At 71.2% G+C, this 14185-nt stretch carries 10 protein-coding genes; 7 read left to right on the forward strand and 3 right to left on the reverse strand.

The annotated features are described in order from the left end of the window. Window positions 1-35: 35 nt before the first annotated feature. Window positions 36-647: a GNAT family N-acetyltransferase gene (locus L0965_RS10360; protein ID WP_232783919.1), complete on the reverse strand. Its 612-nt coding sequence runs from the start codon at window positions 645-647 to the stop codon at window positions 36-38. A 135-nt stretch (window positions 648-782) separates the two neighbouring features. On the opposite strand from L0965_RS10360, the gene L0965_RS10365 reads away from it, so the two are divergent. After that, window positions 783-2126: a hemolysin family protein gene (locus L0965_RS10365; RefSeq protein WP_060960901.1), complete on the forward strand. Its 1344-nt coding sequence runs from the start codon at window positions 783-785 to the stop codon at window positions 2124-2126. Further along, entirely contained in the window at window positions 2123-3178 is a 1056-nt protein-coding gene (locus L0965_RS10370; RefSeq protein ID WP_060960900.1) for a hemolysin family protein, read from the forward strand. The genes L0965_RS10365 and L0965_RS10370 overlap by 4 nt, the downstream gene beginning before the upstream one ends. A 111-nt stretch (window positions 3179-3289) precedes the next feature. Here the strand turns inward: L0965_RS10370 and L0965_RS10375 are convergent, their stop codons facing one another. Next, window positions 3290-4366 (reverse strand): NADH:flavin oxidoreductase/NADH oxidase, encoded by a 1077-nt coding sequence (locus tag L0965_RS10375; RefSeq protein ID WP_101306673.1) that lies wholly within the window; start codon window positions 4364-4366, stop codon window positions 3290-3292. 145 nt (window positions 4367-4511) lie between these two features. Between L0965_RS10375 and L0965_RS10380 the strand changes: the two genes are divergently transcribed. The 5 genes from L0965_RS10380 (at window position 4512) to L0965_RS10400 (ending at window position 12791) form a co-directional block, all read left to right on the forward strand. After that, the gene (locus L0965_RS10380) at window positions 4512-5345 is read left to right on the forward strand and encodes an NAD(P)H-hydrate dehydratase (RefSeq protein ID WP_198553631.1); all 834 of its coding nucleotides are present in this window, start codon (window positions 4512-4514) and stop codon (window positions 5343-5345) included. A 23-nt stretch (window positions 5346-5368) separates the two neighbouring features. After that, on the forward strand, window positions 5369-6619 hold the full coding sequence (locus L0965_RS10385; RefSeq protein WP_101306671.1) for a glycosyltransferase 87 family protein: 1251 nt from the start codon (window positions 5369-5371) through the stop codon (window positions 6617-6619). 27 nt (window positions 6620-6646) lie between these two features. Next, window positions 6647-6979 carry a thiamine-binding protein gene (locus tag L0965_RS10390; RefSeq protein WP_060960896.1) on the forward strand — a complete coding sequence of 111 codons (333 nt, stop codon included), beginning with the start codon at window positions 6647-6649 and terminating at the stop codon, window positions 6977-6979. 72 nt (window positions 6980-7051) lie between these two features. Then, a complete protein-coding gene (locus L0965_RS10395) occupies window positions 7052-8248 on the forward strand; it encodes an MFS transporter (protein WP_198553715.1) in 1197 nt (398 codons plus the stop codon). 139 nt (window positions 8249-8387) lie between these two features. Next, window positions 8388-12791: a beta-L-arabinofuranosidase domain-containing protein gene (locus L0965_RS10400; protein ID WP_101306669.1), complete on the forward strand. Its 4404-nt coding sequence runs from the start codon at window positions 8388-8390 to the stop codon at window positions 12789-12791. A 66-nt stretch (window positions 12792-12857) separates the two neighbouring features. On the opposite strand, the gene L0965_RS10405 is transcribed toward L0965_RS10400, so the two are convergent. After that, the gene (locus L0965_RS10405) at window positions 12858-14060 is read right to left on the reverse strand and encodes a homoserine O-acetyltransferase (RefSeq protein WP_101306668.1); all 1203 of its coding nucleotides are present in this window, start codon (window positions 14058-14060) and stop codon (window positions 12858-12860) included. Window positions 14061-14185: the final 125 nt, after the last annotated feature.

Below are 14185 nucleotides of genomic sequence, written 5' to 3' on the forward strand. Positions count from 1 at the left end.
TGCCCGCTGTCACCAGTTGACCAGAGCCCTGCCGGTCAGCTGGTGACCTCTTCGGCTCCGCGCCCTTCCCACTCGCGCCGCAGCACTCCCATGACCACCGAGTCGTAATGCGTGCCGCGCACCTCGCGGGCGTCGCGGAAGCGGGCTTCCTCCGTGAAACCCAGGCGGCGGCCGACGGCGAGCATGCGCTCATTGCCGGACCACGTCGAGTAGTCGAGTCGCACGGCCGCCGTGGTGCGGAAGAGGTAGTCGGTCCAGACGGCCAGCGCATTCGTTCCGATCCCGCGGCCGCGGATCGACGGGTCGTACACGGTGAGCCCCATGCGCCGCCAGTCCGATTCCTCCGACTCCCAGTACCACGAGACGCTGCCGATCATCGTCGCGGGCTCCGTGACGGTCGCGATCACCGCGCGCGGCAGCGGGGACTGCGCGGCATAGCTGCCGTCGTCGACCGCTGCGGCCAGACGGGCGCAGGCCGCGTCGATCTGCGTGCTGTCGAGCTTCGGAAAGTAGGGGCCGTCCCAGCGGTGCCACTCCTGATCGGGCTGCAGCCACCGCCGGTAGGTGGCGATGTCGGTCGCGGTGAACGCCCGGACGCGGATGCCGCCGCGCTCGCCGATGACTTCTGCGTGCTCGATCCGCTCCACCCTTACATTGTGCCCGCGGCATCCAGCCCAGACGCGGGCCGGGTGCCGTAAACTCTTCTGCACCATGGACGACCCTCCCAGTTGTAGACGATCGCCCCACCGACCCTCCCCGAGCATGATCGGGGGTGACGCGTGATGGAATTCGTCATGTTGGGCGTGGGGCTTCTGCTCACCATCGGAACGGGACTGTTCGTCGCGAGCGAGTTCGCGCTGGTCAACCTCGATCGCGCCGACCTCGAGGCCCGCCAGGCCGCCGGCGAGTCGCGGCTGTCGCTGACCATCAGCGCGCTGCGCATCACCTCCACGCACCTGTCGAGCGCGCAGCTGGGCATCACGCTCACGACGCTGCTCACCGGTTACACGATGGAGCCCGCGCTGACGAGCCTGCTCAGTCCCGTGCTCGCGGGGTGGGGCGTGCCCGACACGCTCGTGCGCGTCATCGCCACCACCCTGGCCATCGTCATCGCCACGACGTTCTCGATGATCCTCGGCGAGCTGGTGCCGAAGAACTTCGCCCTCGCCATCCCGCGTCAGACCGCCAAGCTCGTCATCCCGTTCCAGGTCGCCTTCACGACCGTCTTCCGCCCCGCGATCACCGTGCTCAACGGGAGCGCGAACGGTGTGCTGCGCGGCATGGGCATCGAGCCCAAGGAGGAGCTGTCGGGCGCCCGCACGGCCGAGGAGCTGTCCAGCCTCGTGCGCCGCTCCGCGAGCGCCGGCCTCCTCGAGGAGGACACGGCATCCCTGCTGGATCGCACCCTCACCTTCGCGCGGCTCACCACCGCCGACGTGATGACCCCGCGGCCCAGCATCCACGCCGTCGCCGCCGGTGACAGCGTCGAGGACGTCATCCAGCTCGCCCGGCGCACGGGCCACAGCCGCTTCCCCGTCTACGACGAGTCGATGGACGACATCACCGGCATCGTCCACCTCAAGCAGGCCGTCAGCGTGCCGCGCGAGCGTCGCGGCGACGTGCCGGCCGCCGCGATCGCTCAGGAGCCGCTGCGAGTGCCCGAGGCCGTCCACCTGGACGCCGTCATGTCGGAGCTGCGCTCCCGCGGCTACCAGATGGCGATCGTCGTCGACGAGTACGGCGGGACCGCCGGGGTCGTGACCCTCGAAGACCTCGTGGAGGAGATCGTGGGCGAAGTGCTCGACGAGCACGACCGCAGCCGGGCCGGCGTCGTGCGGATGGCCGGAGCGGTCACGTTCCCCGCCGAGCTGCGTCCGGATGAGGTGCTCGACCGCACCGGCATCCGCGTGCCCGAGGGCGACGTGTACGACACCGTCGGCGGATTCTTCATGTCGACCCTCGAGCGCATCCCCGTCGTCGGGGACCGCATCGATCTCGAGGACGGGACGCTGGAGGTGCAGCGGATGGACGGCCGGCGCGTCGACCGCGTCCGGTTCACGCCGCACCCGCTGCCGGACGGTGCCGACGTGCCCGACGCGGCACGCGAGGGAGGTGAGCGACGATGAGCGATTGGGCCGGAATCGCCTGGCTGGTCGTCCTGCTGGCGTTCAACGCGTTCTTCGTCGGCGCCGAGTTCGCCGTGATCTCCGCACGCCGCTCCCAGATCGAGCCGCTCGCCGAGAAGGGGTCGAAGACGGCGGTCACCGCGTTGTACGCGATGGAGCACGCCACCCTGATGCTGGCCACGAGCCAGCTCGGCATCACGATCTGCTCGCTCCTGATCCTGAACGTCTCCGAGCCGGCGATCCACCACCTCCTGGAGGTGCCGCTCGGACTCACGGGGTGGAGCGAGGCCGTCATCGGCGGCGTCGCGTTCGCGATCGCCCTGATCCTCGTGTCGTACCTGCACGTCGTGTTCGGCGAGATGGTGCCGAAGAACCTCGCGTTCTCGCTGCCCGACCGGGCCGTGCTCCTGCTCGCCACCCCGCTGGTGTGGACGTCGAAGCTCTTCTACCCGATCATCGTCGCGCTCAACTGGATCGCGAACCACATCGTGCGCCTGTTCCGCGTCGAGCCGAAGGATGAGGCGGCGTCGACGTTCACGCTCGACGAGGTCGCCACGATCGTGAACCAGTCGCGCATCGAGGGTGTGCTCGACGATGCGTCGGGCGCGGTGACGGCCGCGGTGGAGTTCACCGACAAGAAGGCGCGCGACGTCGCCGTGCCGCTGTCCGAGCTGGTGACGCTGCCCGAGACGACGACGCCCGACGAGATCGAGCGCGCCGTCGCCAAGCACGGGTTCTCGCGGTACGTGATCGTGGATGCCGAGGGTGCCCCGATCGGCTACGTGCACCTGAAGGACGTGCTGCGCGCCGCCGAGGGCGCCGGGGCCGAGGAGAAGATCGTCGCTCCGATCAAGCCCAAGCGCATCCACCACATGGTGCCCGTCGCCGAGACGACCGACCTCGAGGACGCGCTGGCGCTCATGCGGCGCACGAGCCGTCACCTGGCCCAGGTGCGCAACGCGGCGGGGGAGACGACGGCCGTGCTGTTCCTCGAGGACATCATCGAGGAGCTCGTCGGCGAGGTGCACGACGCGACGCGTCGCGGCTACTGAGCAGAGGCGGCGTTTCGACGCGGCCCTGCGGGCCTCGCTCGACGACCGGGAGGGATGATCCCCCGGTCGTCGAGCGAGCGGAGCGCGTCGACACGCCCGCGCGCCGCCCGATCAGCGGGCGACGGGGCGGGCGCGCAGGTACTGCGGCGGCCAGAGGCCCGCGTCGGGCTCACCGAGCTCGACCTGCGCGCGCAGCGCGAAGTGCGGGTCGCGCAGCCACTCGCGCCCGGCGAGGATGACGTCGGCGGCGCCGGAGGCGAGGATCTCCTCGGCCTGAGCGCCCGCCGAGATCTCGCCGACCGCGCTCACCGCCACGCTGCCCTCGCGGCGCACCTCGGCGGCCAGCGGCACCTGGTAGCCGGGACCGGTGGTGATGCGCTGATGGGCGACGAGCCCGCCGCTGGAGATGTCGAAGAAGTGGGCGCCGCGCGCGGCCGCCCAGGCGGCCACGATCGCCGTCTGCGCGGCATCCCACCCGCCTTCGGCCCAGTCGGATGCCGAGAACCGCACGAGCAGCGCGGCGTCGGGGGCCGCCGCGTGCACGGCGTCCACGACGCGCAGCAGCAGGCGGGCGCGGTTCTCGAGGGAGCCGCCGTACTCGTCGGTGCGGAGGTTGGACAGCGGCGAGAGGAACTGGTGCAGGAGGTAGCCGTGCGCGGCGTGGATCTCGAGCACCTCGAAGCCGGCGGCGACGGCGCGCGCCGCGGCATCCGCGAACGCCTCGACGACGCGGTCGATGCCGGCGGCGTCCAGCGCTTCGGGCGCCTCGAACCCGTCGTAGGCGACGGCGGACGGCGCGACGGTGCTCCAGCCGCCCTCGCTCAGGGGGACGGTGCCGCGGCGGCCCGAGAAGGGCGACCACGTCGACGCCTTGCGGCCGGCGTGGGCGAGCTGCACGCCGGGCAGAGCGCCGCGGGAGCGGATCGCGGCGGCGATGGGGGCCCAGGCGTCGCGCTGCTCGTCGTTCCACAGGCCGACGTCCTCCGGTGAGATCCGGCCCTCGGGGACGACGGCGGTCGCCTCGGCGATCACGACGCCGGCACCGCCCGAGGCGAACTGGGCGAGGTGCACGTGGTGCCAGTCGTTCGGCACGCCGTCGGTGGCCGAGTACTGGCACATGGGCGCGACCCACAGGCGGTTGCGCACCGTGCGTCCGGCCAGATCGTAGGGGGTGAACAGCAGGCTCATCGTGACTCTCCGGAGGGGTCGTGGGGTGGGCGTTTCGACTCGGCCTGGCGGCCTCGCTCAACGACCGGGGGTGGGGTGGGCGTTTCGACTCGGCCTGGCGGCCTCGCTCGACGACCGGGGGTGGGGCCGGGGTACAGTGGCGGGCATGAGCGCTGCCCGGCCGTGGTCGGCGGCGGAATCCGCCGCCCTCCTCAGGGTGCCAACCGCCGACGACGACAAGTATTCCCGCGGCGTCGTGGGGCTGCGCACCGGATCCGAGGAGTACCCGGGGGCGGCCGTGCTGGGCGTCGAGGCGGCGTGGCGCGCGGGTGTGGGCATGGTGCGCTACCTCGGACCCCGCCGCGCCGCGGACCTCGTGCTGCACCGCCGACCCGAGACGGTCACCGCCGACGGCCGGGTGCAGGCGTGGGTCGTCGGCTCTGGCACGTCCGCGCAGACGCGGACCGCCGCGGAGACCTCCGCCGTCCGGACGCTCCTCGCCGGAGAGGTGCCGGTCGTCGTCGACGCCGGCGCCCTCGATCTCGTGCCGTCCGCGCCGGCCGGCGCATCCGCCCGCCTGGTGCTCACTCCGCACGATCGCGAGCACACCGCCCTGCGCCGCCGCCTCGGGCGCGACGAGCAGCCCGATCGCGAGGCGGCCGCCGCCGACACCGCGACGGCGACGGGCGCGGTCGTCCTCCTGAAAGGCGGCACGACCCTGATCGCCGCTCCTGGCACGGGCGCCCCCACCCTGCGCTCGGTCACGTCCGGCGTCGGCTGGCTCGCCACCGCCGGGACGGGCGACGTGCTCGCCGGCGTGCTGGGCGCGCTGCTGTCCGCCTACCCCGACCGACCCGCGGATGCCGCGGCCACCGCCGCCTGGCTGCACGGGCGCGCCGGCGCGCTCGCGTCCGAGCGGCACGGCGGCGGACCGATCGTCGCCCTCGACGTCGCGCACGCCGTGGCATCCGTCGTCGGGCAGCTGGTCTCGGACCGTTGAGCGCGTCTCCTTAGGATGGGGGGATGACGAGGCGGAGCGCACTGTGGGCCGCCTTCGTGATCGTGCACGTCGCCGTGGCCTGGCTCGGCTTCCTCCTGCCGAACGAGCCGATGGGCGACGTCTACCGGGTGTACGAGCCCTGGTCGCTCGGCGCCCTGCAGGGATACGGCATCGTCGGCATCGACCAGTCCTGGGTGTACCCCCAGCTGGCCCTGCTGCCCATGCTGCTCGCCCACGCCTTCGCCTGGATCGCCGGCTACACCGTCGCGTGGGCGCTCGTGGTGATCGCCGCGGATGCCGTCGCCTTCGCGGTGCTCATCGGTCGCGCCGGATCGGCGGGACGCCGGACGGCGGGCTGGTTCTGGCTCTGCTACATCGCACTGCTGGGCCCGGTCGGCCTCTACCGTCTGGACGGGTTCACCGTGGCGCTGGCGGTGCTGGGCTGCCTGTGGCTGCTCGGGCGGCCGTGGCTGGCCTCCGTGCTGCTGGCGGTCGCCACGTGGATGAAGGTGTGGCCCGCCGCTCTGCTCGCCGCCGCGGTCGTGGTGCTGCGTCGGCGGATCGCCCTGATCGGCGGGGCGCTGCTGGTGAGCGCGGCGACCCTCCTCGTCGTCGTCGCCCTCGGGGGCGCGGCGCACGCGTTCGGGTTCATCGGCGATCAGACGACGCGGGGCCTGCAGGTCGAGGCGCCCATCAGCATGCCCTACCTCTGGGGCGCGCTCCTCGGCATCCCCGGCTTCTCGGTGTACTACGCCCAGGACCTGCTGACCTTCCAGGTCACGGGCACCGAGATCGATCCCGTCATCGCGGCGATGACGCCCGCGCTCATGATCGCGATGCTCGCCGTCGTGGGCCTGGGGGCGGCCGCGGTCATGCGCGGCGCCCGCTACGCGACGCTGTTCCCGACGCTGTCGCTCGCGCTGGTGCTGGGTTTCATCGTCTTCAACAAGGTCGGCTCGCCGCAGTACCTGTGCTGGCTCGTGCCCTCGCTGGTCGTCGGTCTGGTCATCGATCGCCGGCGATGGTCGGCCCCGGCATCCGTGGCCCTCTTCGCCGCGCTGCTGACGCAGCTCGTCTACCCGCTGACCTACAACGGCATCCTGTATCCGCAGGTGGTGCCGGTGAGCCTGCTGACCCTGCGCAACCTCGTGCTCGTCGCGATGTTCGTCTGGATGCTGGTCCGGCTCGTCGCGGTCGTGCGGGCGCCCACCGGGCCGGCACGGGCTGCCCGAGCCGCCGCCCTCGAGACGCCCACCGTGCGCAGCCTGCCCTGACCGCTCACCCCGATCGAAGGAGTCCCCATGCTCGTCGCGTTCTCCGTCGCCCCCAGCGGCGCATCCTCGCAGCCGACCGCGTCCGCGGACGGCTCGGTCCACGACGCCGTCGCCGCGGCGGTGAAGGTGGTGCGGGAGTCCGGCCTGCCGCACCGGACGACCTCGATGTTCACGGAGATCGAGGGGGAGTGGGACGAGGTGTTCGCGGTCGTGAAGGCGGCGACGGATGCCGTGATGCCGTTCGGCTCGCGCGTCTCGCTGGTGCTCAAGGCCGACATCCGGCCCGGACGCACCGGTGAGATCGACGGGAAGATCGAGCGGCTCGAGACGGCCATCGCGGCGCTCGACGACCCGTCCTAGGCCGGCCTTGACGCTGTCGGCAACCGGTAGCATGACCGGGTGATCTCCTCGACACCGTCGAGGGGTGCGGCGATGTGGGCGCTCCTCTCTCTCGCCGTCGGCTCGTTCGGCATCGGCATGACCGAGTTCGTCGTCATGGGCCTGCTTCCCGACATCGCCGCCGACCTGCTGCCCGCCACGTGGGCGGCCTCGCCGGAGGATGCCGTCGCGCACGCCGGCTGGCTCATCACGCTGTACGCGCTCGGGGTGGTCATCGGCGCGCCGACGATCGCCGGCGCCGTCGCGAAGTACCCGCGACACCGCGTCATGCTGGCGCTCGCCGCCGCGCTGACGGTCGGCAACGCGCTGACCCTGGTGGCCCCGACGTTCGAGCTGGTCGCGGCATCCCGCGTGCTGGCCGGGCTGCCGCACGGCGCGTACTTCGGCATCGGCGCGCTCGTCGCCGCCGACGTCATGGGGCCGGGCAACCGCGCGAAGGGCGTCGCGTTCGTGCTCACCGGGCTCACGGTCGCGAACGTCGTCGGTGTGCCGCTCGGGACCTTCCTCGGGCAGAGCTTCGGCTGGCGCGTCGCCTTCCTCGTCGTCGCACTCATCTTCGCGCTCGCCGCCGTGATGATCGCCCTGACCGTGCCCGCCCACGCGGGGGATCCCGGCCGCACGCTCCGCGCCGAGCTGGGCGCGCTGCGCATCGGCCAGGTGTGGCTGACCCTCGGGGTCGGCGCGATCGGCTTCGGCGGCTTCTTCGCGGCCTACAGCTATGTCGCCTCGATCGTGACCGAGGTCGCCGGCGCGCCGAGCGCCGTGGTCCCCGTCATCCTCATCGTCATGGGCCTCGGGATGACGATCGGCAACCTGGTCGGCGGCCACCTCGCCGATCGCGATCTGAAGCGCACGATGCAGGGCGGCCTCGCCGCCCTGGTCGTGGTGCAGGTGCTCCTCGCGCTGAGCGCGGGGCTGCTGCTCACCCTCAGGGTGTTCATCTTCCTCGTCGGCTTCGTGTCGTCGGTGCTCAGCCCGTCGATCCAGACGCGGCTCATGGACGTCGCCGGCGACAACCAGTCGATCGCCGCGGCGCTGAACCACTCGGCGCTGAACATCGGTAACGCGAGCGGGGCGTTCCTCGGCGGCGTCGTGATCGCCGCGGGGTTCGGCTTCGTCGCGCCGGTCTGGGTGGGCGCGCTGCTCGCGGCATCCGGGCTCGTGCTCGCCCTGGTCAGCTTCGGGATCGAGGCGCGCGCGACGCGCCGTGCCGTGCACCCGGCCGGCTGAGCCGTATCGAAAATTTTCGACGACCCTCTTCTGTTAGGGCTAACAGAGTCGTTACTGTAGGGCCTGCCATTATCCGCGGCGGCCTCAGCGATGACGCGCCGCGAGGACACGAGTTCTGCACTGTCGCAGAGAGGACCCCATGTCTCGTATTCGCAAGGCGATGTCGCTGGGCGTCGTCACCGCCGTCATGGCGGCCGGCGCCGTCGTGGCCGTTCCGACCTTCGGCGCCGCCGCCGCATCCCCCCTCGACGGTGCGGCCGTGCTGCAGCTGCCCTTCGACGGCACCCTCGGCGACACGAGTCCGACGCCCCACTCGGTCTCGAGCATCACCGGCGAGCCCGTCACCTACACGGCGGGCATCTCCGGGCAGGCCATCGCGATGAACGGTCGCCAGGCACTCTCCCTGGGGACTTCCGCGGCGCTGCAGCCCGCCGATCTGACCTTCTCGTTCTGGTGGAAGCCCACGGGCACGATGGGCGGCGAGCAGGTGTTCGCGTGGAACAAAGGGGTGTACAACTCCGACGGCTGGTATCTCAGCTCCGAGAACGACAACACGCCGCTCGCCTTGTCCGTGGGGCCGGGGCTGAACGGCGGCCAGCCGTACAAGGTCTCGGTGACGGGCTCGCGCAGCGCGTTCTTCCCCGCCGACACGTGGACGCACGTCGTGGTCGCCTACGACCGAGACACGAAGGCGGTCACCTTCTACCGCAACGGCGAGCGCCAGGTGTCGACCGTCGCCGTCGCTGTCGGCGGTGACGCCACCGGTGTGATCGGGGCCACCGACGTCACCAAGACGGTCGGTTACAACGGCACCGTGTACCGCGGCTCCTACCTCGTCGGTGCCCTCGACGACTATGCGATCTACCGTGCCGCGGCGGACGATGTCGACGCCGTCGCCCTTTACCGCGAGAACGCGCCTGCGTACGATCCCGCCACCACGGCGCAGCGCGGACTCGACGGCCTCACGATGCCCGCGAGCGCGGTCGTCGACTTCACGCTGCCGACGACGACGAGCAACGGCACCGCCCTCACGTGGACCTCGTCGACGCCGACGCTGATCGCGGTCGACGGCGAGCAGGCGACCGTCTCGCGCCCCTCCGGCGCGGACGGCACGGTCACGCTCACGGCCACCGGCACCTACGCCGGCAGCACGGCTCGCGCGCGCGACTTCGCGATCACCGTGCCCGCCCAGGGGGCCGCGACCTCGATCTACGTGACCGACACCGCCTTGAGCGAAGTGCAGCTCGAGGACCCCTACCTCCAGAACAGCGGCCAGAAGATGGTCGACTACCTGCTGACGCTCGACCCCCTGCGGTTCCTGTACTCGTTCAACGAGCTCGCGGGGCTGCCGACCGGCGGCGTGCAGCCCTACGGCGGCTGGGAGCGGGCGAACGGCGCGCGCTTCCAGGGGCACTTCTTCGGGCATTACATCTCCGCGCTCTCGCAGGCGTACGCCTCGGCAACGGATGCCGAGACCAAGCAGCGTCTGCTCGACAAGCTGACGACCTCGGTCGAGGGTCTCAAGGCGGCGCAGGAGGCGTACGCGGCCAAGGACCCGTCCAATGCCGGCTACGTCGCCCCGTTCCCGGTCGGCTACCTGCCGGGCGGAGCGGACGGCCTCATCGTGCCGTTCTACAACCTGCACAAGGTGCTCGCGGGTCTGCTCGACGCACACGCCTATGCACCGTCCGCGCTCGGGACCGACGCGCTCACCGTCGCGAGCGGGTTCGGCACGTGGCTGCGTGACTGGGCCTCGCGCCAGTCCGATCCGTCGTCCATGCTGAACACCGAGTACGGCGGAATGAACGAAGCGCTGTACAACCTGTACGCGATCACCGAGAACCCGGCGCACAAGCGGGCCGCGGAGTACTTCGACGAGGTGTCGCTGTTCCGCGACCTCGCCGCGAACCGCGACGTGCTGGCGGGCAAGCACGCCAACACGACGATCCCGAAGGTCATCGGCGCGCTGAAGCGCTACACGCTGTTCACCGACAACCCGAGGCTGTACGCGACTCTCACCGACGGTGAGAAGGCCGACCTCGACATGTACCGTCAGGCGGCGGAGAACTTCTGGACGATGGTGACGAAGGATCACTCCTACGTCAACGGCGGCAACAGCTACTCGGAGCACTTCCACGATCCGGGCACGCTCTACGAGTTCGCCACGAGCGGGGTGACCAGCGGCTACGGCGAGAACTCCACCGTCGAGGGCTGCAACGAGTACAACATGCTCAAACTGACCCGTGCGCTGTTCCGGGTCACTCCCGACAGCGCGTACGCCGACTACTACGAGTTGACTTACATCAACACGATCCTGGCCTCGCAGAACCCCGACACCGGCATGGTCACGTACTTCCAGCCGATGACCGCCGGGTACGCGAAGGTGTTCGGCAAGCCCGAGGACGAGTTCTGGTGCGACCAGGGGACCGCGACCGAGAGCTTCACGAAGCTCGGCGACTCCGTGTATTTCCGCAAGGATGCGACCGTCTACGTCAACATGTTCCGCTCCTCGGTGTACACGGCCGCGGACCTGAACCTGACCCTGACGCAGACCGCCGACGTGCCCGCGCGCGACACCGTCTCGTTCGAGGTGGCCGCCGCCGATGGCGGCGCGGTCGCGGCGGGCACGACGCTGAAGCTGCGCGTGCCGGGGTGGATCGCGGGCGGGCCCGCGGTGACCATCAACGGCGTCGCCGCGGTCGCGGCGCAGGGTGAGGACGGGTACATCGCCCTCCCGGTCGCCGCGGGGGACGTCGTCGCGTACACGATCCCCGCCAAGGTGACCGTCAGCGACCAGACCGAGAACAAGGACTGGGTCGCGTTCCAGTACGGCCCGCTCGTCCTGGCGACCGAGCTCAATCGCACCAACGTCACCGCCGACTACCAGGCGGGCATCCTCGTGCGCATGAGCCAGGCGGACAAGTCGGTCAACAACGACGTGCTCGTCTCCGACGTGGCGGCCTTCAAGCGCGACATCGTCGACAACCTCGTCCGGCTGCCGGACGGCCCGAACAAGGACGGCCGCACGACCCTGCGGTTCGCGTTGCGCAACACGGATGCCGCCTCCGGCGCCCTCGTGTTCGAGCCGTACTACAGCCTGTACAACGCTCGGTACGCGCTGTACATGAATCTCATCGAACCCGATTCCGCGGCCGCGCAGGCGTTGATCAAGGCCGACAAGGAGAAGCTCCGGACCGACGAGACGACCATCGACGCCCTCACCTCCTTCGACGCGAACAACAGCGAGGCGGGCAAGAACTACGCCTTCAACAAGTCGGGCGTCGGCGTCTGGCGGGGCCAGCCCTACCGCGACGCTCAGAACGCGTCGGATGCCTGGTTCCAGTACGACATGAAGGTGGATCCCGCCGCGGGTGTCAACTACCTGGGCGTGCGGTACTACGGGGGAGACCAGGGGCGCAGCTTCGACGTCTACCTCAACGACACCAAGCTGAAGACCGAGACCGTCACGGGTGCCCACGGCACGGACACGTGGTACATCCAGTACGACCGGATCCCGCAGGCGGTGCTCGATGCGATCGCAGCGCGCGACAGCTATCTGCGCGACCAGTCGGGCGCCTACGTCCTCGATGCGCAGGGGGAGAAGATCCCCGTTGTGACCGTGCGGTTCCAGAACAACGGCCGTGGCTACGTCGGGGGCGTCTACGGCGTGTACACGACCCTGAGCACCCAGTACGACACCGACGCCGACCTCGCCGCGCTCGCTGTGGACGGGGGCACGCTCGCCCCCGCCCTGGCACGCGGCACCTACGCCTACACGGCCACCGTGCCCCGCGATGCGACGACGGCGACCCTCACGATCGCCCCGGCATCCCCGAGCGGGCTCGTGTACGTCGGCGACATCCTGGTGGACGACACTCAGCCGCGGACCGTCGCCCTCGCGGACGCCGGCGCGCCCACGACCGTCCGGCTCCGCGCGTACGCGCAGGACCATGTCACGTTCGTCGACTACGACGTCTCCCTCGTCCACGCGACCGCGACGCCGACGCCGACGCCGACGCCGACGCCGACCGCGACGCCGACGGGGACGCCCGCGCCGACGCCGACGGGGTCCCCGACGCCTCTCGACCCGGCGCCGACGGCGACGGTGACGCCGATCCCGCGACCGAGCGGAACGGTGCCGGGGACCTCGTCTCCGCGTCCGCCTGCGGTGGCGTCGGCGTCGGCGACCTCCGTGGAGCGCGGCGGGACGGTGCGCGTGAGCGTGTCGGGTCTGCACCCGGACGAGCAGGTGACGGCCGAGCTGCACAGCGATCCGATCAGGATCGGCGGGATCGCGCGGGCGGACGCCTCGGGCCGGACGGCGTTCGACGTCGCGATCCCCGCATCGCTGGCCGTCGGCGTGCACACGGTGTTCGTGTGGGACGGCGCGGGGCTGCTGATCGCTCAGGTGCCGGTGACGGTGCTTCCCGCAGGGCAGTTGGCGGTCTCGGGTGCGCAGGTTCCGTGGGCGTGGGCGCTCCTGGCCGCGCTGCTGTTGACCGCGGGTGTCGGCGTAAGGGTCCTCCGCCGCGGGTGCGCCTGATCCCGGAGGGGTGGGGTCGGGAAGGGGCCCCACCCTCCGGCATGCGGCGGCGGTGTCGGCGCGAGCTCAGTCCTGCAGCAGTCGCCGCAGATGTGCTCCCACCGCGGGCGTCTCGATGAGGAAGCCGTCGTGGCCGAAGTCGCTCGACAGCACGATCGCGCCGTCGTCGATCGTCGTGCGGATGCCTCGTGCGATCCGGTGCTGACCGTCGATCGGGAACAGCCGGTCGCTGTCGATGCCGAGCACGAGGGTGCGGGCGGTGACCCGGGCGAGGGCGTCCTCGACACCGCCGCGATCACGACCGACGTCGTGCGAGTTCATCGCCTCGACGAGCGTGATGTAGGTGTTCGCGTCGAAGCGGCGCGTGAACTTGTTGCCGTGGAAGTCGAGATAGCTCTCCACGGCGAACCGGCCGCCGTGCCCGAGCGGACTCTTTCCCGACTGCCACGAGCGCTGGAAGCGCTGGTTCAGCTCGGTGGGGCTGCGGTAGTTCAGCAGTGCCATGCGGCGGGCCAGGGCGAGACCGCGGTGCGGGCCGTCGCCGTCGGGCGCGTCGTAGTACTCGCCGTCCGCGAAGCGGGGGTCCATCTGGATGGCCTCCAGCTGCACGCCGTTGAGGGCGATCTGGTCGGCCGTGGTCGTCGGCGGCGAGGAGAGGACCGCCAGTCGGCGCACCCGCTCGGGGAGGCCGACACCCCACTCCAGGGCATGCATCCCGCCCATCGAGCCGCCGATCACCGCTGCCCACACCTGGATTCCCAGGCTGTCGGCGAGGAGAACCTGCGCGGCGACCTGGTCGCGGATCGTGAGGTACGGGAAGCGTCCCGCCCACTCGTAGCCGTCGGGTGCGATCGAGGACGGGCCCGTCGAGCCCTGGCATCCGCCGAGCATGTTGGGCGCCACGACGAACCAGCGGTCGGTGTCGATGGCAGCGCCGGGACCGACGATGTCGTCCCACCAGCCCGCGGTGGGGTGTCCGGGGCCGGCCGCGCCGCGCACATGGCTGTCGCCGGTCAGCGCGTGCAGCACGAGCACGGCGTTGTCGCGGTCGAGGGACAGCTCGCCCCAGGTCTCGTAGGCGAGTCGGATGCCGGGCAGTTCCCGACCGCCTTCCGTCGTGAACGCGCCGAACGCGGCGAACCGGCGCTCGCCGGCCGGATCGCCGTCGCGCCAGGCACCCGTCGCCGGGGGACGTCCGCGCAGGAGACGCGCGTCGGCCTCCGTGATCGGCGCGCTCGGCACCGTGTCCTCGGAGGTCTGCCAGTCCATACGCTCCATTCTCCCGGCTCGCCCGGCGCGCGAACCGACTGTTACGCCGGGCGGGGCCCACACGCACGAACTCCGCAGTCGATCGCGTGATCGGCTGCGGAGTTCGCGGCATCCTGCGGTGCTCG

The organism is Microbacterium sp. NFH-22A-Y, from assembly GCF_021401375.1.
In the GTDB taxonomy this organism is placed as follows: Bacteria; Actinomycetota; Actinomycetes; order Actinomycetales; family Microbacteriaceae; genus Microbacterium; species Microbacterium hominis.